Source organism: Streptomyces sp. NPDC044571, from assembly GCF_040647115.1.
Classification (GTDB): domain Bacteria; phylum Actinomycetota; class Actinomycetes; order Streptomycetales; family Streptomycetaceae; genus Streptomyces.
Map to the genome: position 1 here is coordinate 28,494 of NZ_JBEZBN010000039.1, position 21,965 is coordinate 50,458.

Consider the following 21,965-nt stretch of genomic DNA (forward strand, 5'->3'; position numbering starts at 1 on the left):
GACAGGATGGCGCTCCAGGTCTGACGATCCGCGCGGTCCGCACCACTAACGTCGGTGCCGTGACTGTCATCGCGACCGAAAGCCTGAGCAAGCGGTACCCCCGAGTGACCGCCATCGACCGGCTCTCCCTGGACATCGGGCCCGGAGTGACCGGCCTCGTGGGCGCCAACGGAGCCGGCAAGTCCACGCTGATCAAGATCCTGCTGGGACTGTCCCCCGCCACCGAGGGCCGCGCCGCCGTACTCGGACTCGACGTCGCCACCCACGGCAGCGCCATCCGCGAACGCGTCGGCTACATGCCCGAGCACGACTGCCTGCCGCCCGACGTCTCGGCCACCGAGTTCGTCGTCCACATGGCGCGCATGTCCGGCCTCCCCCCGGCCGCCGCGCGCGAGCGGACCGCCGACACCCTGCGCCACGTGGGGCTGTACGAGGAGCGCTACCGTCCCATCGGCGGTTACTCCACCGGCATGAAGCAGCGCGTCAAGCTCGCCCAGGCGCTCGTCCACGACCCCCAGCTGGTCCTGCTCGACGAGCCCACCAACGGCCTCGACCCCGTAGGCCGCGATGAGATGCTCGGCCTGATCCGCCGGGTCTACACCGACTTCGGCATCTCCGTCCTGGTCACCTCCCACCTGCTCGGCGAACTGGAGCGGACCTGCGACCACGTGGTGGTCGTCGACGGCGGCAAGCTGCTGCGCTCCAGCTCAACGAGCGACTTCACCCAGACCACCGCCACCCTCGCGGTCGAGGTCACCGACTCCGACCTCCACCCGGACGGGACGGCGGCCCTGCGCAAGGCGCTGGCCTCGGCCGGTCTCACCCTTCACGCGGGCGAGGAGCAGGGCCTCCCCGGAGCCGGCCACATCCTGCTCGTCGAGGCCACCGGCGAGGACACCTACGACACCGTCCGCGATACCGTCGCCGACCTCGGTCTCGGCCTGGTCCGCATGGAGCAGCGCCGCCACCACATCGCCGAGGTCTTCCGCGACCACGACCGCCACCAGCAGAAGGGAGCCGGTTCCGATGGCGCCTGACACCTCCACCCAGATCCACAACATCGGCTACCGGTCCTACGAGGGCGCCCGGCTCGGCCGCTCCTACGCCCGCACCTCGCTGTTCTCGCAGTCGCTGCGCGGGGCCTACGGACTCGGCCGGTCCGCCAAGTCCAAGGTCCTCCCGATGATCCTCTTCGCGGTGATGTGCATCCCGGCGCTGATCATCGTGGCCATCGCCATCGCGGTGCCCGGCTCCACCGACCTGCCGATCAAGTACACGACGTACGCCCTGACCACCCAGATGATCATCGGCCTCTACCTGGCCTCGCAGGCGCCGCAGTCGGTCTCCCGGGACCTGCGGTTCAAGACCGTGCCGCTCTACTTCTCCCGCCCCATCGAGCGGGTCGACTACGTCCTCGCCAAGTTCGCCGCGATGGCCTCGGCCCTGTTCATCCTGACCGCCACACCGCTGCTGATCATGTGGATCGGCTCCCTGTTGGCGAAATTCGACTTCGCGGACCAGACGAAGGGGTTCGCCCAGGGACTGGTGTCCGTGTTGCTGCTGTCCGTCTTCTTCGCCGGCCTCGGCCTGGTCATGGCCGCGCTCACCCCGCGCCGCGGCTTCGGTGTCGCCGCCATCATCGCCCTGCTCCTGATTCCGTATGGTGCAGTGACCGCAGTCCAGGGCATCGCCTACAACACCGGTTCCACGGGCGCCGTCGAGTGGATGGGCCTGTTCTCGCCGATCACCCTGATCGACGGCGTACAGACCGCGTTCCTCGGCGCCACCTCCGCCTTCCCCGGCGGCGAAGGCCCCTCGGCCGCAGCCGGCTCCGTCTACCTGCTCGTCGTCCTCGCCCTCATCGCCGGCTCCTACGCCGCCCTGATGGCCCGCTACCGGAAGGCCGGGCTGTGACCATCATCGACATCGACCACACCTCCCGCTGGTTCGGGAACGTCGTCGCCGTCAACGACGTGACCATGCGCATCGGCCCCGGTGTGACCGGCCTGCTGGGCCCCAACGGCGCCGGGAAGTCCACCCTCATCAACATGATGGGCGGCTTCCTCGCCCCCTCCACGGGCACCGTCACCCTCGACGGCGCGCCGATCTGGCGCAACGAGCAGGTCTACCGGCAGATCGGCGTGGTCCCCGAGCGGGAGGCCATGTACGACTTCCTCACCGGCCGGGAGTTCGTCGTCGCCAACGCCGAACTCCACGGGCTCGACGAGGCGGCGGCCCAGCGGGCGCTGGCCACCGTGGAGATGGAGTACGCCCAGGACCGCAAGATCGCGACCTACTCCAAGGGCATGCGCCAGCGCGTGAAGATGGCCTCGGCCCTCGTCCACGACCCGTCCGTGCTCCTGCTCGACGAACCGTTCAACGGCATGGACCCGCGCCAGCGGATGCAGCTCATGGACCTGCTGCGGCGCATGGGCGAGGAAGGGCGCACCGTCCTGTTCTCCTCGCACATCCTCGAAGAGGTCGAACAGCTCGCCTCCCACATCGAGGTCGTTGTCGCCGGCCGGCACGCCGCCTCCGGCGACTTCCGCAAGATCCGCCGTCTGATGACGGACCGCCCGCACCGCTACCTCGTCCGCTCCTCCGACGACCGCGCCCTTGCGGCTGCTCTGATCGCCGACCCCTCCACCGCCGGTATCGAGGTCGACGTCAAGGAAGGCGCCCTGCGCATCCAGGCGGTCGACTTCGGCCGTTTCACCGAACTGCTGCCCCGGGTCGCGCGCGCCCACGGCATCCGGCTCCTGACCGTCTCGCCCTCCGACGAGTCGCTTGAGTCGGTCTTCTCCTACCTCGTCGCGGCCTGAAGGAGCTGGCACCCATGTACAACCCCACCGTGGCCCGGCTCACCTATCGCGCCCTGCTCGGCCGTCGCCGCGCTCTGATCCTCTTCGCGCTGCCGGCCCTGCTGATCGTCATCTCCCTCGCCGTCCGCGCCTTCACGGGCCTGGACGACAAGGTCGCCGCCGACCTGCTGGGCGGCTTCGCCCTGGCGACCATGGTCCCGCTGATCGGCGTCATCGCCGGGACCGGCGCCATCGGCCCGGAGATCGACGACGGCTCGATCGTCTACCTGCTCTCCAAGCCGGTGAAGCGTCCGACGATCATCATGACGAAGCTGATCGTCGCGATCGCGGTCACCATGGCCTTCTCCGCGATCCCCACGCTGATCGCCGGCTTCATCCTCAACGGCAATGGCCAGCAGATCGCCGTCGCCTACACCGTCGCCGCGCTCGTCGCCTCGATCGCCTACAGCGCCTTGTTCCTGCTGCTTGGCACCGTCAGCCGGCATGCCGTGGTCTTCGGCCTGGTCTACGCCCTGATCTGGGAGTCCCTCTTCGGGAGCCTGGTCTCCGGAGCCAAGACCCTCAGCGTTCAGCAGTGGGCGCTGGCGCTCGCCGAGAAGGTCGCCGGGGAGGGCTACGTCGACGCCACCGTCGCCCTGCCCACCGCCGCCGTCCTGCTCTGCGCGGTCACCGTCGGCGCCACCGTCTACGCCGGCCAGAAGCTGCGCCGCCTGACCCTGGCCGGAGAGGAGTAGACCCCCGCCACGCCGACTCCGCGAACTGTGCCCCGCCCGGCCCACCGGCCAGGCGGGGCACCGTCGTACGGGGCATCATCAGTGCATGGTCGAGCACCCCCAGCCCGAGCCGTCCAGGCCCGTGCGGGCCTGGATACGCTCCTCGCCCGGGACGCACATATGGCTGCTCGTCATCGCCATCACCAGCCTCATCGTGGTGGTAGCCCCCGACCGCGTCGAACACGTCCTGCTCCACCGCCACAGCAGCAATATCCACGAGCTCACCAGGCATCCCGTCCGGGCCCTGCTCTCCAGTGCGTTCTGGATCGAGAACCCGTCCTCGCTCGCCCTCTACGCCGTCCTCTTCGAGCTCTTCCACGCACCTGTGGAACGCTGGCTCGGCACGCTGCGCTGGCTCGCCATCGTCGCGACCGCGCACATCACGGCCACCTTGGTCAGCCAGAAGGTCGTGCTGATGGCGATTGAGGACCACCGGGCCCCGCACAGCATGGTCCACGTGGTCGACGTCGGCGTGAGCTACGGGCTGGCCGCGTCCATCGGCGTCCTCACTTACCGGCTCCCCCACCCGTTGCGCTGGTTCTATCTGGCCGGGGTGGTCGCCTTCTTCGGGATCCCCCTCTTCACCGGCGGCAATTTCACCGATCTCGGGCACGCGATCTCGCTTGCCGTCGGTCTGCTCGCCTGGCCGCTGACCCGGCACCCGCACCCGGCCGACGTTTCACGTGAAACATGAAATTCGCTGGTACGGGGCTTCCACCCGGGGCAGAGTGATCCGTGCGGGGAGTAACAAGGGTCCGGGGCAGCCACTTCGAGCGCGCCGTCCGGCGCGGGCTGCCCCGGACGCCTCGTCAGGTCCTACGCGGCGCCCAGCAGGCGCTCCAGCACCACCGCGATGCCGTCCTCCTCGTGGGAGGTCGTCACCTCGTCGGCCACCGCCTTCAGCTCCGCATGGGCATTGGCCATGGCCACTCCGTGCGCCGCCCAGCCGAACATCGGGATGTCGTTGGGCATGTCACCGAACGCGATCGTCTCCGCCGCCTTCACGCCCAGTCGGCGTGCGGCCAGGGAGAGGCCGGTCGCCTTCGTCAGGCCCAGGGGCAGTATCTCCACGATGCCCGGACCGGCCATGACGATGTCGACCAAGGCGCCCACGGTCTCCCGGGCCGCCTTGACCAGGGTGTCGTCGTCGAGTTCCGGGTGCTGGATGTACAGCTTGGTCAGCGGAGCGGCCCACACCGCTGCGGTGTCCTCCAGGTAGACGGCCGGCAGGCCCCCCTGCACCTGGTAGCCGGGCCCGAACAGCACGTCGCCGTCCAGCCCGTCCCGGCTGGCCGCCAGCGCGAGCGGCCCCACCTCTGCCTCGATCTTCGACAGCGCGAGGCCGGCCAGCTGCCGGTCCAGCGTGACCGAGGTCAGCAGACGGTGGGCTCCCGCGTCGTAGATCTGCGCGCCCTGCCCGCACACGGCGATGCCCTTGTAGCCGAGATCGTCCAGCACGCCCCGGGTCCAGGGCACGGCCCGGCCGGTGACGATGATGTGCGCCGCGCCCGCCGCGGTGGCCGCGGCGAGCGCCTCACGGGTGCGTTCCGAGACGGTGTCGTCGCCACGCAGCAGCGTGCCGTCGAGATCGGTCGCGACGAGCTTGTACGGGAACGGGGCCGGGCTCACTTGGTGATCGGCTCCAGCACCTCGCGGCCGCCCAGGTACGGGCGGAGCACCGCAGGCACCCGAACCGAACCGTCGGCCTGCTGGTGGTTCTCCAGGATGGCGACGATCGTGCGCGGGACGGCGCACAGGGTGCCGTTCAGCGTGGAGAGCGGAGCGGTCTTCTTGCCGTCGCGGTAGCGGATCGAAAGCCGGCGGGCCTGGAAGCCGTCGCAGTTCGAGGCGGAGGTCAGCTCGCGGTACTTGCCCTGCGTCGGGATCCACGCCTCGCAGTCGAACTTGCGCGAGGCGGAGGCACCGAGGTCGCCGGTGGCGACGTCGATCACCTGGAACGGCAGCTCCAGGCTGGTCAGCCACTGCTTCTCCCAGGCGAGGAGACGCGCGTGCTCGGCCTCGGCGTCCTCCGGTGCGACGTAGGAGAACATCTCGACCTTGTCGAACTGGTGCACGCGGAAGATGCCCCGGGTGTCCTTGCCGTAGGTACCGGCTTCGCGGCGGAAGCACGGCGAGAAGCCGGCGTACCGCAACGGCAGCTTGTCGGCGTCGATGATCTCGTCCATGTGGTACGCGGCGAGCGGGACCTCGGAGGTTCCGACCAGGTAGTAGTCGTCCTTCTCCAGGTGGTACACGTTCTCCGCGGCCTGGCCGAGGAAGCCGGTGCCCTCCATGGCGCGCGGGCGCACCAGCGCGGGGGTCAGCATCGGGATGAAACCGGCCTCGGTGGCCTGCGCGATGGCCGCGTTGACCAGGGCCAGTTCCAGCAGGGCGCCGACACCGGTCAGGTAGTAGAAGCGTGAGCCCGACACCTTGGCACCGCGCTCGACGTCGATGGCGCCCAGCGCCTCGCCGAGCTCCAGGTGGTCCTTGGGCTCGAAGCCCTCGGCGGCGAAGTCGCGGATCGTGCCGTGCGTCTCCAGGACGGTGAAGTCCTCCTCGCCGCCGACCGGCACGTCCTCGTGGACGATGTTGCCGAGCCGGAGCAGCAGCTGCTTGGCCGCCTCGTCCGCCTCGTTCTGCTCGGCCTCGGCGGCCTTGACGTCCGCCTTGAGCTGCTCGGCCCTCTTCAGCAGCTCCGCCCGCTCCTCCGGGGAGGCCTTGGGGATGAGCTTGCCGAGCGACTTCTGCTCATTGCGCAGTTCGTCGAAGCGCATGCCGGAGGACCTGCGGCGCTCGTCGGCGGAGAGCAGTGCGTCGACGAGCTCGACGTCCTCTCCACGGGCGCGCTGCGAGGCGCGGACACGGTCAGGGTCTTCACGGAGCAGCCGAAGGTCAATCACCCCTCCAGGCTACCGGGCTGGGCTTCGCGGCCTCACATCGATATAACGCTGCGTGTCACTATGCCCCAATTGCCGCGAATGGAAACTGTTCGGAACTGGCGGGAACCGATCCGTTCCCCCGCGGTCAACAAAGGCGGCCCATTCCCCGAAAAGGGGCACATCATCCCCGGCCGGGTCACCCCTGAGCAGGGGCGGAGGGCTCCCTTGTCCACAGGAATTGCCGGCGTGGGCAGCTTATCCACAGGCTGTGTGCTGGATCTGTGGACACGGAAAGGGATCAATCCCGCCCGGGAGTCGCTCAGGAAGAATCAGGGTTCAAACCACCCTCACACACTCATTCGGGTGGGAATGACTCGCTCCAAAGAGTTGGTCGAGGATGCGGAGGTGACGCCGTTTACCTTCCGCTCTCCAGCGCGAAACCCGAGCCGCCCGACCGATTTGTCGACTTTGCCGGTCCGGAGTGTCGACTAGTCCACAGGTCCCCATCTCGCCCTGTGGATAACTTTGTGGACAGGGCTGGGGAAAACTACGGCCGACCGTCGAGGCAGCGCGTCAGCCAGTCCGAAGCAGCCGTGAAGTCGCCGTCCGAGGTTCCCGGCCGCGGATTCCGGACGTCACCGTGAGCGACCCCCGCACGGGGATAGGAACCGAGGAAGCGCACCTGCGGACAGGTCCGCTTCAGCCCCATGAGTGCCTCGCTGACACGCCGGTCGGAAATGTGGCCCTCGGCGTCCACGGCGAAGCAGTAGTTCCCGATGCCCTCGCCGGTCGGCCGGGACTGGATCAGCATCAGGTTGACCCCGCGGACGGCGAACTCCTGGAGCAGCTCCAGCAGTGCGCCGGGGTGGTCGTCGCCCAGCCAGAGCACGACCGAGGTCTTGTCGGCACCGGTCGGCGCGGCAGGCCGGGCAGGCCGGCCGACGAGCACGAAACGGGTCTCCGCGTTCTGCGCGTCGTGGATCTCGGTGACCAGCGGGACGAGCCCGTACGTGGCGGCCGCGAACTCGCCCGCGAAGGCGGCGTCGAAGCGGCCCTCCTGCACCAGCCGGGCCCCATCGGCATTGGAGGCTGCCGACTCCCACAGCGCGTCGGGCAGGTTCGCCCGCAGCCAGTTGCGCACCTGCGGCTGGGCGACCGGGTGCCCCGTGACCGTCTTGACGTCGGAAAGGTGGGTCCCCGGCCGTACGAGCAGCGCGAAGGCGATGGGCAGCAGCACCTCGCGGTAGATCATCAGCGGTTCGCCGGAGGCCAGCTCGTCCAGGGTGGCCGTGACGCCGCCCTCCACCGAGTTCTCGATCGGCACCAGGGCGGCGGCTGCCTCGCCGTTGCGCACGGCGTCCAGGGCGGCCGGGACCGACACCATCGGGACGAGCTCCCGGGTCGCGGCTTCCGGCAGGGTGCGCAGGGCGGCCTCGGTGAAGGTGCCCTCGGGGCCGAGGTAGGTGAAGCGGGTGGCTGACATGCGATCAGCGTAATGCCGCTATGCAGACCGCGGCGGCGGTGTCCGTCATCCGTCGAGCAGCCGCTGACCCACGTACTCCCCGGCGCGTGGACCGGGCGGGACCGCGTACAGCCCACTGGACTCGTGCCGGATGAACTGCGACAGGGCGTCTCCCCGGTCGAGCTTGCGCTGGACCGGGACGAAACCGCGCAGCGGATCGGCCTGCCAGCAGATGAAGAGGAGTCCGGCGTCGGGGCTGCCGTCCGCGGAGATCCCGTCGTGGAAGGAGAACGGGCGCCGGAGCATGGCCGCCCCGCCGTTCTGCTCGGGGGCCGAGATCCGGGCGTGCGCATTGGAGGGGATGACGGGCTTGCCGTCGGGGCCGATCTTGTCGAGCTGCATCTTCGTGGTCTCGGTGCCGCCGGTGAGCGGGGCGCCGGTGGCCTTGGTCCGTCCTATGACCTGCTCCTGCTGGGCGAGGGGCTGCTTGTCCCAGTCGTCGAGGAGCATCCGGATGCGCCGCACCACGGCGTACGAGCCTCCGCCCATCCAGGCGTGTCCGGCAGGCCCGGGACCGGCAGCGGGTACGAAGATCCGCCGGTCGAAGTCGGGCTCCGAGGGCTTCGGATTGCCGGTGCCGTCGACCTGGCCCATGAGGTTGCGGGCGGTCATCGCGGTGGCGGTGGCGCCGGGGGACCGGTTGAAGCCGTTCATCTGCCAGCGGACCCGGGCGGCCTCCCCGGCCTCCTTCTGGAGGGCGCGCAGGGCGTGGAAGGCGACCAGGCCGTCGTCGGCGCCGATCTGGACCCAGAGGTCGCCGTTGCTGCGCTGGGCATCGAGCCGGTCGGAGGAGAAGTCCGGCAGCGGGTCGAGGGCGGTGGGGCGGCGGTCGGTCAGGCCGGTGCGGTCGAAGAAGGAGTGGCCGAAACCGAAGGTGATGGTGAGGGAGCACGGCCCGGCATCCAGGGCGATGCCGGAGTCGGCTGTCGGCGCGGTCTCCCCCGCCATGAGCCGCCGTGCGGTGTCGGACCAGCGGCGCATGAGGGCGGCGGCCTCCTTGCGCCCGGCGCCGGGCACAAGATCGAAGGCGAGGACGTGCCCCTTGGCCTGCAGCGGAGTGGTGATCCCGGCCTGGTGGTCGCCGTCGAAGGCGACCTGCGTGGCGCCCAGCGAGGCGAGGGATCCGGGCGGCCCGGCGGCACCATCGGCGGAGTCGCCCAGTGCGGAGTGCACCAGGGCGCCGCCGGTGGCACCGAGCGCGAGCCCGGCCGCACCTGCGGCGCCGACGGTGCCCAGCAGTCGCCGGCGGGAGATCTCGATGTCGGGGGTCTCGGTCACGGGGTCAGCCGATCTTCACGTTCTTCTGGACGGTCGTCTGGTCGATGTCGGAGGTACGGACGGTCACGTCGATTCGCCATTCCCCGGCGAACGGCAGCTGGACGCCCGATGCGCTCCAGTGGCCGGGGGCCGCGCGTTCCGGCACGAGCGGGAGGGGTCCGATCTCCCGGGCGGGGAGGGTGAAGGCGACCTTGATCTCGGGGACGTCGAGGGGGCTGCCGTCAGGGTCGTTGACCCAGAGATGGAGGGTGTTGGCCCCGGCCCGGCCCGGGTCGACTTCGAGTCGGACGGAGCCCTTGCCCTTCGCGCCGCCGGTGTCGAAGGGGAGGGTGATCTTGATGGCCCGGTTGGGGACAGCCGTGGCCGAGGTGGTGCGACCCGCCTCCTGCTCCGCGGCGCGCCCCGGCTCCGTCCCGGTGAGCACGGTGGTCACCGCGAGCAGGGCAACCGCGACGGCCGCCTCGGCAAGCACGGAGCGCCGCAGGCCCGCACGGGAGGGATCGGCGTCGCGGGCCTGCTTCTCCCGCGCGTTCTCACGGGCGGCGCGCTGCCTGGCCAGCTGCGCGGCCCGCTTCGGGTCTTCCGCACCTGTGGCTCGGACGCCGACGGCCGATGTTTCACGTGAAACAGCGCGCCGCGTTTCACGTGAAACATCACGCTGGGGGACGAGCCGCGCCGCAGTCCCGGCCGCTGCGTCGGACAATCGCGCGGTCCAGCTCCGGGAGAGGTAGGCGACTGCGACCAGGACGGCCACCAGGCCGATCTTGACGAGCAGGAGCTGCCCGTAGCTCGTGCCCGTGAGAGCGGACCAGGTGCCGAGCTGACGCCAGGACTGGTAGATCCCGGTGGCCGTGAGGACCAGGACACAGACGAAGGCGACCTTGGAGAACCGCTGGACTGCCTCGCGCTCCATGTCGGGCACCTTGTGGAGGGCTACGAGCAGCGCGGTGAGCCCACCGAGCCAGAGGGCGACAGCCATCAGGTGCACGATGTCCACCGGCATGGCGATACCGGGCTGAACGCCGGTGGAGGCGTGCTCGGCCAGAGCCCAGGTGGCGGCGATACCGCCGGCGACCACGGCTCCGCCGATGGCGAGGCCGAAGAACAGGTCACTGGTGTCCTTGCTCGCGTTCTCCTCCGCGGCCGGGGTGGTCTGCCGCCGGGCGTACGCACCGAAGAGCACCGCGACGAACAGCGCGGCGGCCCCGAGGAGGAGCAGTCGGGAGACGAGGGAGGCGCCGGTCTTCGTCTCCAGTACCGACTTGAGCCCGCTCAGGTCGAGCGCATCGGCGAACTTCCCCGATCCGGTGTACGGGTTGCGGAGCACGATCATCGCGAGGGTGGCTGCGGTGAGCATGACCCAGCCCCGCAGGACGAGCTTCTGCAGCGGGCGCTGCGCAGCGCCCGGGCGCCAGCACAGCAGGATGAACGCGGCGCCTCCCACCAGGACGGTGAAACCGGCGTAGGCGGCGTAGCGGGCGATGCCGTACGCGATGCCCACCGGACCGCCGCCCCCCTGGTGCGTGAGCAGGGTGACGCTCGTGCTGGACGGCGCCCCGATGGAGAAGGTGAAGGCTCCCGAGACGGGGTGGCTGTCGGCGGAGACCGCCTGCCAGGCAACGGTGTAGGTGCCGTCCGGCAGGCCGGAGTGCAGGGCAGTGCCATAGCGGATGGTGGATCCGCTGCACATGTCCCGGAGTTCGCCGGTGTCCACCCGCTTGCCCTGGGGGTCCATGACGCGAATGGAGTCGTCGCCCATGGCGACCTGCTCCGAGAAGGAGAGGGTGACCTGAGCGGGGGCCGTGGCGACCACCGCCCCCTCCTGGGGATCGCTCGCGGTGAGTGCGGCATGTGCCGTGGCCGGCGCGGCGGCGGTGAACAGCGTTGCCAGCAGGGCCGCGAGGACCAGCGTGAGCCGTGGCAGGAGCGCCGCGGGCCGGACGCGGGCCGGGGAGGGGGCGAGGGCGGTGGCCGTCATGGCGTGTCAGTACCTCGGTCCGTCAGTGGGCGTTGCCATCGGTGGGAGTCGGAGCCTGGGCGTTGTACGTCCGTTCCTTGACGTCCAGCTCGACCTTCACCGGGTCGGACTTCTCGAAGCGCAGCTCGACGGTGACCTTGTCGCCGACGTTCGGCTTGCTCTTGAGCCCCATGAACATGATGTGGCTGCCGCCGCGCTCCAGCCTGAGCTCTCCGTTCGCCGGCACGTCCATGGACGGGACCTGCTGCATCTTCTGGTCCTTGGTCTCGTGGATCTGCAGATCGTCGGAGAGCGCACTGGTGACCGCGGTGAGCTTGTCCGCGGTCCCGGAGCCGTTCTTGATGACCATGAACGCGCCGGCCATCTTGTCGTTCACCGGTTCCGGCATGAAGGCACCGCTGACCGTCATCTTGGGCTTGGCCCCGTCGGCCTTGGCGCCCGAGCCGGAGCCGGAGTCCGAGGAGCAGCCGGATATGGCGAACGCTGCCGTCAGGGAGAGGACGGCGGCGAGGGTGCGGGTGGTGCGGGCGTTCACGGGTTCTCTCCCTTGACGATCTTCGGCAGGTCCTTGGTGTAGTCGTCGATGGTCGTGCCCTCGCCGTAGAGGAGGTACCCCTCGTCGGTCTTGGGCGAGAACGCGATGACCTGGGCGCCGTGCATGGACACGACGCTGCCGTCGGCCTGCTTCTTGGGTGCCTCGATACCGACGCCGAGCGTGCGGGCGGCGGCCTGGATGGTGGCGAAGTCCCCGGTGAGTCCGGTGAAGGAGGGGTCCTGGGACCTGAGCCACGCGCCGAGGGAGTCGGGAGTGTCCCGCTCGGGGTCCGTGGTGACGAAGACGACCTGGAGCTGGTCCTGGTCGGCCTTGGGAAGCGCCTTCTTGGCGACGGCGATGTTGCTCATCGTCAGGGGGCACACGTCGGGGCAGTTGGTGTAGCCGAAGTAGATGAGCGTCGGCTTGCCCTTGGTCTGCTCCCGCAGGTTCCACGGCTTGCCCGTTGTGTCCGTCAGGACGAGGTCGGGCTTGTCGAAGGGGCGGTCGAGGACGGTCGCCTTGCCGGTCTTCGACTGGCTGGTGATCTGGGTGACCGAGTCGGTCTTCGCGGTCTCGCCACCGCAGGCGGTGAGGGCGAGTGCGGCCGCCGCCACGAGGGCGGCGACCGTCACACGTGTGGTGCGCATGGAGGAATGTCCCTGGGATCGGGGATGGTCTGACTCAGGCCTACGGCCTGGCGGTACGGCAGGTCAGGAGGCGCGGCGGCGCGAGGCGATGCCGAACGCGAGCCCGCCGAGGCCGACGACGATGCCCGCGATGCCCAGGGCGCGGGCCGTCGTGTCGGAGCCGCCGGCGGCCGCCTCGTCGTGCTCGTCCTTCGTGGCGTGGCCGGCGTCGGCTGCGGCCGGCTTCTTGCCGTCGTCGTGGTTGTCGGCGACCTTGGCGGCCGTCAGCTTCAGGACGGGCGCCGGGTTCTGCGGCTCCGCGGCGCCTTCCTTGGCCTCCTCGATCCACCGGACGACCTCGTTGTTGTCGTACGTCTGGATCGCCTTGAAGACCATCTGGTCGGCGTTCTCGGGCAGCTTGCCGACGGAGACCGGGAACTGCTGGAACTTGCCGGGCTCGATCTTGCCGCCGCTCCACGTGACCTTGGTGACGGCCTCGTTGATCTGCTTGCCGTGCACGGTGAGCGGCTTGTCGAGCTTGCTCTTCTCGACGGTCACGGTCCAGCCGGGAATGTCCTGCGGCATGACGGACGTGAGCGGCTGGTCGACCGGGAAAGTGACTTCGAGCTGCGTGGTCGAGGCGTTGTCGCGTTCGTTGGGGACCTTGAAGTTGAGCGTCGCGTAGCCGCCCTTGGCGGCCTCGCCCGGCTGCACGCTGACGTGGGCGAAGGCGGGACCGGACAGGACGAGGACGGCACCGGCGGCGAGGGCGGCGGCGAAGGAGACGCGAGAGGTCTTCATGGCAGGAACACTCCACAGAGCAGGGGTGACGGTGGATCCGCGTGCGGGCGCGCGCGGAGTTCGCGGCACCGGTGCTCCCCCGGCCCGGGGAAGGGGTGCCGCGTCAGGCTGCGAGGACGAGCGCCGCGGGCGGCCCGCGCCTGATCACCGTGTGGTGGAGTGTCGCCCGGCCGGTGTCCACGGCCGCCGCCCCGGCGGTCAGGGCAGGGCGCGGGGTACGGGCGGAGGTGCCCGGGAGTCCGGCGGCGAGGGCCCGTACGAAGGCCAGCGCGGCGCGCAGCGGACGTACGGGGTCGGATTCGGCGGAGGCCCGGGACAGTTCGAGGAGGCGGAACAGGGCCGCCTCGCCGCGCGCGAGCAGCCAGCCGACGGCGAGTGCGGCCAGCAGGTGCCCGGCCAGCATGCCGGGGCTGAACAGGGCGGTGTCCGGCGTGGAGGCGGCCTGTGCCATGGATGCATGGCCGGCATGCCCCTGCGCCGCCAGCTCAGCCGTCATGGCGGCCGGGTCGAGTCCGGCGGTCTCCAGGACCTGCCGGGCGTCGGCCGGGCTGAGCGGTACGGAGTTGCCCCCGCAGATCAGCCGGGCGGCGAGGGCCGGCAGCGCGGAGTCGGAGCCGGCAGGCGCCGGAGCCGCCGCCGCACTGTGCTGGCCGAGGCCGAACACGGTGTGCAGGCCGAGCTGCCCGGCGGTGAGCCCGACCGCGATGCCGCTCAGTGAGCGCCGGCGTCCCGCGAGCGGAGCCGCGACCGCGAACACGGCCAGGAAGGCGACGGCGAGAGCCCACCACGGGACGGTGGCGCAGGACGCCACCGCATGCCCCGCCGCGGACAGCACGACACAGACCGCGGTGAACACCGCGGCCCGGATCAACCGGAGACCGGCTCCGGCGGACGTCGTGTGGAGGGCAGTCATGGCCGGGACATCATCGCACTGCGCTCCGGCCCTTCATGCAGCAGGTCCGGAAGGTCGTGAGTGACCCCGTACGACGCCGTTCGGGGTCTACGTTCGGGGTCTACGAGGCCCGCGCGTCGGCATACACGCCCCGCCCGGAGTGCCGCATCGGCCGAATGAGGGCTCCAACAGCCGCCAGGGGCTTACGCTCCGCCCACCGCGGCAATACGTAACCGTATGAGCATCTGGTGGTCTCTCCACTTGAGGCGCGAAGCCGCGAGCGTGCCGCTCGCCAGGCGACTGCTGCTCGGGACGATGGAGACCGCGGGGGTGGACCCGGACATCTCCTTCGACCTGTCGGTGGCACTGAGCGAGGCGTGTGCGAACGCGGTGGAGCACGGCGGGCCGGTGGCCGACACCGGTTCCGGCGGGGAATCCGTTCCGGAGGCGTGCGCGGCGTACCGCGTCACGGCCTATCTGGACGGGGACTGCTGCCGGATCGAGGTGACCGATTCGGGCCCGGGTTTCCCGGCGGCGACCGTGGCCGGACACAGACCCGCGCCGGCCGCGCCCGCCACCCCGGCCGACACCGCGGCGAAGGAACACGGCCGCGGCCTGTGGCTGATCGAGGAGCTCGCCGACCACGTCAGGCTGCGCAACCGCCCGGGCCAGGGCGCGGTGGTCAGCTTCGACAAGGTCCTCAAATGGCGCGAGGGAGCGCTGCTGAAGGTCTCGTAGCGCTGACAGTCCTCGGCCTGGCCGAGGACATCGTGACGCAGGAAGGGCGGGACCTCGCGTGGAGGTCCCGCCCTTGTGACGTGGGCGCCGCCGGCGTGCCGGTGCGGCGCGGGCGTCAGCCCTTCAGTCGCGCCATCCAGGCCTCGACCTCGGCGGAGGCCCGGGGCAGTCCGGCCGACAGGTTCCGGTTGCCGTCCTCCGTGACGAGGATGTCGTCCTCGATCCGGACGCCGATGCCCCGGTACTCCTCGGGCACGGTCAGGTCGTCGACCTGGAAGTACAGGCCGGGCTCCACGGTCAGGCACATGCCCGGCTCCAGCGTGCCGTCCACGTACGCCTCGGTGCGCGCGGCGGCGCAGTCGTGGACGTCCATGCCGAGCATGTGGCCGGTGCCGTGGAGGGTCCACCGGCGCTGCAGGCCCAGCTCCAGGACGCGCTCGACCGGACCCTCCAGCAGGCCCCACTCGACGAGCTTCTCGGCCAGCACGTGCTGCGAGGCGTCGTGGAAGTCGCGGAACTTCGCCCCGGGCTTCACGGCCGCGATGCCGGCCTCCTGGGACTCGTACACCGCGTCGTAGATCTTGCGCTGGATGTCGGTGTAGGTGCCGTTGATCGGCAGCGTGCGCGTGACGTCCGCGGTGTAGAGGGAGTGCGTCTCGACACCCGCGTCGAGCAGGAGGAGGTCGCCGGAGCGGACGTCGCCGTCATTGCGCACCCAGTGCAGGGTGCAGGCGTGCGGGCCAGCGGCGCAGATGGAGCCGTAGCCGACGTCGTTGCCCTCCACGCGGGCGCGCAGGAAGAAGGTGCCCTCGATGTAGCGCTCGGAGGTCGCCTCGGCCTTGTCCAGGACCTTCACGACGTCCTCGAAGCCGCGGACGGTCGAGTCGACGGCCTTCTGCAGCTCGCCGATCTCGAAGGCGTCCTTCACGGCGCGGGCCTCGGAGAGGTAGACGCGCAGTTCCTCGTCGCGCTCGGCGGTGACCTTGTCGGTCAGGGCCTTCTCGATGACGGTGTCGTGGCCGCGGACGACGCGGACCGGGCCGGTGGCCTCCGCGAGCGCGTCGGCGAGCTCGCGCACGTCCTTGGCGGGGATGCCCAGGAGCTGCTCCGCCTCGGCGAGGGAGTGGCGGCGGCCGACCCACAGCTCGCCCTGGCCGGAGAGCCAGAACTCGCCGTTCTCGCGGTCGGAGCGGGGCAGCAGGTAGATCGTGGCGGTGTGGCCGGCCTCGCCCGCGGGCTCCAGGACCAGGACGCCGTTCTCGGTCTGGTCGCCGGTCAGGTACGCGTACTCGGTCGCGGCACGGAAGGGGTACTCGGTGTCGTTCGAACGGATCTTGAGACGGCCCGAGGGCACGACGAGGCGCTCGCCGGGGAAGCGCGCGGACAGCGCGGCGCGGCGGGCAGCGGTGTACGAGGCCTGGGCGATCGGCTCAAGACCGTGCAGCTCGGTGTCGGCCCAGCCGGTGCGCATGTTCTCGGCGAGTTCGTCGCTGACGCCCGGGTACAGCCCGTTCTTGCGCTGCTTGTGCTTCTTCTGGGGCTGCTCTTCTTCCGGGGTCTCCGGGGTGAGCTCGTCCGCCACGTCTTCTCCTCAGCTACGACAGGACCGGGTATGGACCGCATCCATCGTATGTGCGAAGGGAAGACGCCAGTCGGCACATGTGATAAATCAGTCAAACCGGGCAGCGAGCAGGACGATGTCCTCCCCTCGGACCTCCGCGGACGACGCGGCCCCGACCGACGCGAGGGTCCCGACGCGCCCGCGGTGACCAGCGGAACCAGCAGGACCGGCGGAGGCCGACACCGCCGAATCGCCCTCCGGCAGTACCGTCCGCAGGATGTGGTCGCACAGGGCGGCCGGGTCCTCGCGGGCACTGCGGGGCGCCCCCGCCGCCGCGGCGTGCAGCCGGGCGTAGGCACGGTCCATGGCATCGCCGGTACGCCGCAGGAGCCCGTCGGTGTAGAGCAGCACCGTTTCTCCAGCAGCAGGTTCGATCTCCACGCTCGGCGCTTCCCAGCAGGCGAGCATCCCGAGCGGCGCGGAGAGTGTCGTCTCCACGTACTCGGTCCGACGCGGGCCGATGAGCAGCGGCGGGGTGTGCCCCGCCCCGGCGACGATGATCTTGCGGTGGGCCGGTTCGCAGTAGGCGAAGAGCGCGGTCGCCGAGCGCGCGGACTCGGTCAGGCGCAGCAGCAGCTCCAGGTCGGAGAGGACCGCGACCGGGTCCTCGCCCTCCATGACGGCGTACGCCCGCAGCGAGGCCCGCAGCCGGCCCATCGCGGCCACGGCGCTCGGACCCGCCCCGGTGACGGAGCCGACGGCCAGTCCGAGGGCTCCCTCGGGCAGCGGCAGGGCGTCGAACCAGTCGCCGCCGCCCTGCGGCCCGGTGTGGTGGCGGGCGGCGAGCTGCACTCCGGGGATCCGGGGGAGCCGGCTGGGCAGCAGTTCCTCGGCGACGGTGGCCAGCCGGCTGCGGGAGCGCTCCACCTCCAGCATCCGGGCCAGGTGCTCGGCGGCGTGCCGGACGTAGAGCCCGGCGAGGTCGCGCTGCCGGTCGCTCGGCTCGGCCTGCTCGTCGTAGAGCCAGACGGCCGCGCCGAGCCGCCCGGTGGCCTCGGCGACCAGCGGAAGCGCGTAGCTGGCGGCGTACCCGAGTCGGGCGGCGACCTCGCGGTGGCGGGGGTCGACGGGGACGCCGTACCCGCCGAGGCCGGGAGGCGCGTCGGGCTCGGGGAGCACCTCGGAGCCGCCCTGGGCGTCGGGCAGTCCGTCGAGGATGCGGCCGTACGAGGTGGCGGCGCGCGGCACGGTCTCGATGTGCCCGAGATCCGCCCGGCCGAGGCCGAGGCCGATCGTGGTGCTGGGTCCGAGTCCGTCGGAGGGCTCAAGGACGATCAGGCCGCGGCGGGCCCCGACGAGGGCGGCTCCGGCGCGCAGGAATTCCTGGAGGGAGGATTCGAGGTCGCAGGCGCGGGCGAGGCGCTCGGTGAGCTCGTGGAGGGTGGTGAGGTCGGAGACCATGCCCGCGAGCCGGTCCTGGATCAGGGTGCCGGGCGCGGGTGCGGGAGTCGGGGCGGGGGCTGTCCGGGCGAGGGCAGGCGCGGCAGTGTGCGGGACCGTATTAACTGCTGGATCGATTCCAGCCACTTTCGGCAGATGCGGGGCGCTCATGGCGTCCGCCTTTCCACCTGGTGCGATTCGCCATATAGCATCGCAAACCCCCAGATCGTGCTGCGCCGCCATCAATGAATCCACATCTACACGCACACGAGGATCGATGTCCAGCATTGCCCAGGTGGGAATCCTGGTGTCCGTGAGACTGCAACTCACGGTCCAGCCAAGGCTAGAACTTGGCTGGAAAAAGCCGGAAGCGGACGGTTTTTGCGATCGACTGGTCGGGCGTCGGAGCGGGTCCGGGTACGTAATCGGTGGTGTCCGGGGCCAGTTGGCGCAGCCCGGCACTTGCCGGGAGCCGCCCGGCACCGTCGGGAACCACCCGGCATCCGCCGGGAACCGCCCGGCGCGAGCCGTCGTCCTTAGCGGCGGCAGTCGGTCTCGGCGCCGGCGCGGGTCGCGTTCCGCCCCGCTGCGGCCCTTGTAAGAAAACTGCACGAACCGTGTGAACCTGCTTCTGGCGGACAGTGACGCGAAACGTGTACGTGTGGTGAGACACCGCTTACATGGTGTGATGTGGCCCTCGGCGTTCAACGGAAAGGAACGAGCGCTCATGCGCGAGATCCTCGGAAGGCGTCTCCAGCGGCTCCGCAAGCGCCTGACATCCCTCCGTCCCGTCCCGGGACAGAGCGGTGATCCGGCCCTCCTCGACACGGCGCTCACCTGCGCGACGGCCTGGCACTGGCCCGTGCTGCCCGGGGTCGGCCGCTCCGGTGCCGACGGTCGCCGGTGCGCCTGTCCCGACCCCGACTGCGTCGTTCCCGGCGCGCACCCCTTCGACCCGGGGCTGCTCGCGGCCACCACGGACCCCCGGATGGTCGCCTGGTGGTGGGGCAACCGGCCCGCCGCCCCGGTCCTGCTCGCCACCGGCGGCGCCGCCCCGTGCGCCGTGAGCCTGCCCGCCGCCGCTGCCGCGCGTGCCGTCGTACGGCTGGACGCGCAGGGCATGCGGCTCGGGCCGATCGTGGCCACGCCGACCCGGTGGTCCCTGCTGGTGGCGCCGTACTCGCTGGAGCGGCTCGGCGAACTCCTCTACGCCAAGGACCACGTGCCCTCCGCGCTGCGCTTCCACGGCGAGGGCGGCTACCTGTTGCTGCCGCCCTCCCCCGCGTCCGGGGGCGGGCAGGTCCGCTGGGAACGCAGGCCCGCCGGCGCCGGGAGCCCGTGGCTGCCGGAGGTCGAGGCCGTCGTCGACGCACTGGTCGAGGCGAGCAGCGGCGCGTCCGGTGGGGGCAGCCGGCTCGCGTACTGAGCGCGGCACCGAAGCCCGCCGGTCACTCGTTCGGGTGTCGCCGGGACGAGTTTCCAAGGGAATTGGGCGCGGGGATCTCCGCGCCCCATTCCCGCATCGCTATCTTCGCCGAATGAATCTCCGCTTGATCGGTATCAGCGCCGGTGTGCTGATCATCTTGTCGCTCCCGCTGGCGGGAGCGATCGCCGGACCCGATTTCGCCGGTCAGGATGACGGAAAAGGCGGCGGCTTGTTCTCGTCCCTCGGCTTTGCCGACCCGTCGGGCCGATCCCATAAGGCGGCATCCGACGCCGCGGCCGCCCGCCCGTCCGCATCCGCGGCGCCCCGCACACCCAAGCAGTCCGCCCCGCCCGCGGCGCCCGGCCCGACCGAGCAGCCGCATACGGACTCCCGCTGCGGCCCCGAACTGTCCGCCCCGCAAGGGCTGGAGGCGCAGACCTGCATCCTGGTCAGCGAGGGCCGGACCTGGGGACGCAGCTACTACCGCAACACCAGCGGCCACCCGCTGGACGCCGTACTGACGGTGATGGGACCGGCGGGGCGCACGGTGCAGATCCGCTGCGCGGTGGGGACGGGCGATGATCCGGGGCTCTGCGAGACGCCGCGCGAGACCTCGGCCGGGACACCCGACAGTTACTCGGCGGTTGCGGAGTTTGCAGTTCCGGATGATGAAGGGCGGCTGCTGCTGCGGTCCGGGAGCAACGCACCGGCTCCGGCGGGCGGTTGACCTACCGCGGAAATGGAAGGGCCCGATCGCTGGCGACGGGGGATGCACCAGCGACCGGGCTACAAGAACGGTAACAAGAGATCGCCTGTTCGCAAATTCGATCTCTGATATTCAGACACCGATTTGCAGACGATTAGCGGGAGTTGTGACCCCAGTCACCGCCCCTGCGGGGCGTGCGGCGGTCAGCTCAGCGTGATCTGCCGATTGGTGAGGCCGCCGCGCGCCCGGCGCTCGTCCGCGGTCAGCGGGGCGTCCGACGCCAGGGCCGTGGCCAGCCGCTCCGCGAACGCGGCCGCGGGCTTCTCCACATCGTCGGCGCTCACTCCGGTGGGCAGGTCCCAGACGGGGACCATCAGGCCGTGGGCCCGGAAGGAACCGACCAGTCGGGTGCCTTCGCCGAGCGAGGAGGTGCCGGCGGCGTGCAGCCGCGCGAGGGCGTCGAGCAGCTTCTCTTCGGGGTGCGGCATGACCCAGCGCAGGTGGTTCTTGTCCGGGGTCTCGCACCAGTAGGCCGCGTCCACGCCGGCCAGCTTGACCGTCGGGATGGCGGCCGCGTTGGCGCGCTCCAGCGAGGCGGCGATCTCCGGAGAGGCGTTCTGGGCGCTCTCCGCATCCGGAATCCAGAATTCGAAGCCGCTGTGCACAACCGGCTCGAAAACGCCGTCCGTGTCCAGGAGATCCTGAAGTCGGGATCCCTCGGCGGGAACCCGGCGAGCCGGAACGGGATTACCCGGCTCCGCCAGGAGCGCGCGCTGCAGGGTGTCCGCCATGTCCCGGGCGAGGTCCCCGGTGGTCGAGTCGTTCTGCAGGGCGAGCAGGACCGACCCGTCCTCGCGGCGCAACGCGGGCCAGGCCATGGGGAGTACGGTCACCAGGGTGACGGACGGGACGCCCTCGGGCAGGCCGCCCTTGAGGGAGAGCGGGACGGTGGCCGCGGGCACGAGCTCGCGCAGCGCCACCCAGTCGCACTCGCCGGGCAGGCCCTCGAAGGGGCGCTGCACGTGCTCGGTGACGGCGTGCGCGGCGGCCGCGCCGTGGCAGGCCTTGTAGCGGCGCCCGGAGCCGCACGGGCAGGGCTCACGTGCGCCCACCACCGGGATCTCCCCGTTCTTGAGCTGCGGCTTTGCAGTCTTGGCTGCGGGGCGCTTCTTGGCCATCGTGGGTGTCTCCCGGTTGCGGCGGTACGGCTTGTGTCTGGGCGGGAGCCTAGTCGTTCGTACCGCCGGAACCGGTGTTGTGCGGCCGGGAGCACGGTCGGCGTGCGCTCCCGGAGGCCGCCTGTTCGGATGGCCTGTGCTGCGGGTTGGATCGTTCGGACGGGTCAGGGTTCCAGGTCGTCGAAGGCGGTGCTGAAGTCGATCGCCGGGGGCGCAACGCGCGTAGCGAAATCATCGTGCCGGGGCCCACACGCGACGATCACCCATACGGTGACCTCGCCTGACGCACCGTCCCGGACACCCCAGTCCTGGGCGAGGGCACTGATGATGTTCAGCCCCCGGCCGCCGCGGGCGGTGACCGAGGGCGTGGAAGGAACCGGGCGGGTGGGACCGCCCCCGTCCGTGACCTCGACCGTCAGCCGCCCTGCCATGTCGATGCGCCATGCGGCGCGTATCTCCCCGTCCCCGATCTCGCCCGCGCCCAGCGGTCTGCCGTGTCGGCAGGCATTGCTGAGCAGTTCGGAAAGGATCAGAACGGCGTCGTCCACGACTGATTCGGACACTCCGCTGATACGCAATTGCTCACGCATGCGGTGTCTCGCCTCGCCCACGCCAGCAGGACCATGGCGTACGTCCATGCACGACGACGTGGGCACTTCCTGTGCCACCACCAACGCCACCCCCGGAACCTCCTTAGCCCCACGCCATGGTCTGGATGCCCCCCTGGCCGGGACCGGAAACCGGCCTGGCAGGGCCCTGTGACGCATTCATGACCAGCGGTTGCGGAGGGGATGCGCCGGGGCACGC

The 21,965-nt window shown here is 70.8% G+C and carries 21 protein-coding genes; 8 read left to right on the forward strand and 13 right to left on the reverse strand.

Annotated features, from left to right (window positions below; translation table 11 throughout):
- The first annotated feature begins 59 nt into the window (after positions 1 to 59).
- The 5 genes from AB0B01_RS21130 to AB0B01_RS21150 all read left to right on the forward strand — a co-directional run bounded on the left by AB0B01_RS21130 (position 60) and on the right by AB0B01_RS21150 (position 4,289).
- Entirely contained in the window at positions 60 to 1,037 is a 978-nt protein-coding gene (locus AB0B01_RS21130) for an ABC transporter ATP-binding protein (RefSeq protein ID WP_361721097.1), read from the forward strand.
- Entirely contained in the window at positions 1,027 to 1,914 is an 888-nt protein-coding gene (locus AB0B01_RS21135; protein ID WP_361721100.1) for an ABC transporter permease subunit, read from the forward strand. The genes AB0B01_RS21130 and AB0B01_RS21135 overlap by 11 nt, the downstream gene beginning before the upstream one ends.
- On the forward strand, positions 1,911 to 2,822 hold the full coding sequence (locus AB0B01_RS21140) for an ABC transporter ATP-binding protein (RefSeq protein ID WP_361721103.1): 912 nt from the start codon (positions 1,911 to 1,913) through the stop codon (positions 2,820 to 2,822). The genes AB0B01_RS21135 and AB0B01_RS21140 overlap by 4 nt, the downstream gene beginning before the upstream one ends.
- A gap of 14 nt (positions 2,823 to 2,836) precedes the next feature.
- On the forward strand, positions 2,837 to 3,556 hold the full coding sequence (locus AB0B01_RS21145) for an ABC transporter permease subunit (RefSeq protein WP_361721106.1): 720 nt from the start codon (positions 2,837 to 2,839) through the stop codon (positions 3,554 to 3,556).
- Positions 3,557 to 3,641: 85 nt separating this feature from the next.
- Positions 3,642 to 4,289, forward strand: coding sequence for a rhomboid-like protein (locus tag AB0B01_RS21150; RefSeq protein ID WP_361721108.1), 648 nt, complete (start codon positions 3,642 to 3,644; stop codon positions 4,287 to 4,289).
- A 122-nt stretch (positions 4,290 to 4,411) separates the two neighbouring features.
- Here AB0B01_RS21150 and AB0B01_RS21155 read toward each other — a convergent pair whose 3' ends face one another.
- From AB0B01_RS21155 to AB0B01_RS21195, 9 genes are all read right to left on the reverse strand, one after another.
- Positions 4,412 to 5,224, reverse strand: coding sequence for an HAD family hydrolase (locus tag AB0B01_RS21155; protein ID WP_361721111.1), 813 nt, complete (start codon positions 5,222 to 5,224; stop codon positions 4,412 to 4,414).
- Entirely contained in the window at positions 5,221 to 6,498 is a 1,278-nt protein-coding gene (gene serS, locus AB0B01_RS21160; RefSeq protein ID WP_361721114.1) for a serine--tRNA ligase, read from the reverse strand. Before serS ends, AB0B01_RS21155 begins: the two co-directional genes overlap by 4 nt.
- A gap of 526 nt (positions 6,499 to 7,024) precedes the next feature.
- Positions 7,025 to 7,960, reverse strand: coding sequence for a prephenate dehydratase (gene pheA / locus AB0B01_RS21165; protein ID WP_361721117.1), 936 nt, complete (start codon positions 7,958 to 7,960; stop codon positions 7,025 to 7,027).
- A 45-nt stretch (positions 7,961 to 8,005) separates the two neighbouring features.
- Positions 8,006 to 9,277 (reverse strand): iron uptake transporter deferrochelatase/peroxidase subunit, encoded by a 1,272-nt coding sequence (gene efeB, locus AB0B01_RS21170; RefSeq protein ID WP_361721120.1) that lies wholly within the window; start codon positions 9,275 to 9,277, stop codon positions 8,006 to 8,008.
- Between the two features lie 4 nt (positions 9,278 to 9,281).
- Complete coding sequence (locus AB0B01_RS21175; protein ID WP_361721123.1) at positions 9,282 to 11,255, reverse strand: copper resistance protein CopC; 1,974 nt, start codon at positions 11,253 to 11,255, stop codon at positions 9,282 to 9,284.
- Between the two features lie 22 nt (positions 11,256 to 11,277).
- Entirely contained in the window at positions 11,278 to 11,790 is a 513-nt protein-coding gene (locus AB0B01_RS21180) for a copper chaperone PCu(A)C (RefSeq protein ID WP_361721126.1), read from the reverse strand.
- Complete coding sequence (locus AB0B01_RS21185) at positions 11,787 to 12,437, reverse strand: SCO family protein (protein WP_361721129.1); 651 nt, start codon at positions 12,435 to 12,437, stop codon at positions 11,787 to 11,789. The genes AB0B01_RS21180 and AB0B01_RS21185 overlap by 4 nt, the downstream gene beginning before the upstream one ends.
- A 63-nt stretch (positions 12,438 to 12,500) precedes the next feature.
- Complete coding sequence (locus AB0B01_RS21190) at positions 12,501 to 13,217, reverse strand: YcnI family protein (RefSeq protein WP_361721132.1); 717 nt, start codon at positions 13,215 to 13,217, stop codon at positions 12,501 to 12,503.
- Between the two features lie 103 nt (positions 13,218 to 13,320).
- Positions 13,321 to 14,130 (reverse strand): hypothetical protein, encoded by an 810-nt coding sequence (locus AB0B01_RS21195; protein ID WP_361721135.1) that lies wholly within the window; start codon positions 14,128 to 14,130, stop codon positions 13,321 to 13,323.
- 216 nt (positions 14,131 to 14,346) lie between these two features.
- Here AB0B01_RS21195 and AB0B01_RS21200 point away from each other — a divergent pair, with 216 nt between their 5' ends.
- A complete protein-coding gene (locus tag AB0B01_RS21200; protein ID WP_361721138.1) occupies positions 14,347 to 14,847 on the forward strand; it encodes an ATP-binding protein in 501 nt (166 codons plus the stop codon).
- A 115-nt stretch (positions 14,848 to 14,962) separates the two neighbouring features.
- Here AB0B01_RS21200 and AB0B01_RS21205 read toward each other — a convergent pair whose 3' ends face one another.
- On the reverse strand, positions 14,963 to 16,429 hold the full coding sequence (locus AB0B01_RS21205; protein ID WP_361721141.1) for an aminopeptidase P family protein: 1,467 nt from the start codon (positions 16,427 to 16,429) through the stop codon (positions 14,963 to 14,965).
- Positions 16,430 to 16,516: 87 nt separating this feature from the next.
- Entirely contained in the window at positions 16,517 to 18,136 is a 1,620-nt protein-coding gene (locus AB0B01_RS21210; protein ID WP_361721143.1) for a PP2C family protein-serine/threonine phosphatase, read from the reverse strand.
- A gap of 439 nt (positions 18,137 to 18,575) precedes the next feature.
- Here AB0B01_RS21210 and AB0B01_RS21215 point away from each other — a divergent pair, with 439 nt between their 5' ends.
- On the forward strand, positions 18,576 to 19,274 hold the full coding sequence (locus AB0B01_RS21215; RefSeq protein ID WP_361721146.1) for a bifunctional DNA primase/polymerase: 699 nt from the start codon (positions 18,576 to 18,578) through the stop codon (positions 19,272 to 19,274).
- Positions 19,275 to 19,398: 124 nt separating this feature from the next.
- Positions 19,399 to 20,001, forward strand: a complete 603-nt coding sequence (locus AB0B01_RS21220) for a hypothetical protein (protein WP_361721149.1) — start codon at positions 19,399 to 19,401, stop codon at positions 19,999 to 20,001.
- Between the two features lie 182 nt (positions 20,002 to 20,183).
- Here AB0B01_RS21220 and AB0B01_RS21225 read toward each other — a convergent pair whose 3' ends face one another.
- A complete protein-coding gene (locus AB0B01_RS21225; RefSeq protein ID WP_361721152.1) occupies positions 20,184 to 21,158 on the reverse strand; it encodes a DUF5926 family protein in 975 nt (324 codons plus the stop codon).
- A gap of 164 nt (positions 21,159 to 21,322) precedes the next feature.
- Positions 21,323 to 21,925, reverse strand: a complete 603-nt coding sequence (locus AB0B01_RS21230) for an ATP-binding protein (protein ID WP_361721155.1) — start codon at positions 21,923 to 21,925, stop codon at positions 21,323 to 21,325.
- Between the last annotated feature and the right edge of the window lie 40 nt (positions 21,926 to 21,965).

Coding starts and splice junctions, on each gene's coding strand:
- AB0B01_RS21135 (WP_361721100.1), top strand. CDS start 1,027: ATGGCGCCTGACACCTCCACCCAGATCCACAACATCGGCTACCGGTCC.
- AB0B01_RS21145 (WP_361721106.1), top strand. CDS start 2,837: ATGTACAACCCCACCGTGGCCCGGCTCACCTATCGCGCCCTGCTCGGC.
- AB0B01_RS21150 (WP_361721108.1), top strand. CDS start 3,642: ATGGTCGAGCACCCCCAGCCCGAGCCGTCCAGGCCCGTGCGGGCCTGG.
- pheA (WP_361721117.1), bottom strand. CDS start 7,960: ATGTCAGCCACCCGCTTCACCTACCTCGGCCCCGAGGGCACCTTCACC.
- AB0B01_RS21175 (WP_361721123.1), bottom strand. CDS start 11,255: ATGACGGCCACCGCCCTCGCCCCCTCCCCGGCCCGCGTCCGGCCCGCG.
- AB0B01_RS21185 (WP_361721129.1), bottom strand. CDS start 12,437: ATGCGCACCACACGTGTGACGGTCGCCGCCCTCGTGGCGGCGGCCGCA.
- AB0B01_RS21190 (WP_361721132.1), bottom strand. CDS start 13,217: ATGAAGACCTCTCGCGTCTCCTTCGCCGCCGCCCTCGCCGCCGGTGCC.
- AB0B01_RS21195 (WP_361721135.1), bottom strand. CDS start 14,130: ATGACTGCCCTCCACACGACGTCCGCCGGAGCCGGTCTCCGGTTGATC.
- AB0B01_RS21200 (WP_361721138.1), top strand. CDS start 14,347: ATGAGCATCTGGTGGTCTCTCCACTTGAGGCGCGAAGCCGCGAGCGTG.
- AB0B01_RS21210 (WP_361721143.1), bottom strand. CDS start 18,136: ATGCTGGACATCGATCCTCGTGTGCGTGTAGATGTGGATTCATTGATG.
- AB0B01_RS21215 (WP_361721146.1), top strand. CDS start 18,576: ATGCGCGAGATCCTCGGAAGGCGTCTCCAGCGGCTCCGCAAGCGCCTG.
- AB0B01_RS21225 (WP_361721152.1), bottom strand. CDS start 21,158: ATGGCCAAGAAGCGCCCCGCAGCCAAGACTGCAAAGCCGCAGCTCAAG.
- AB0B01_RS21230 (WP_361721155.1), bottom strand. CDS start 21,925: ATGCGTCACAGGGCCCTGCCAGGCCGGTTTCCGGTCCCGGCCAGGGGG.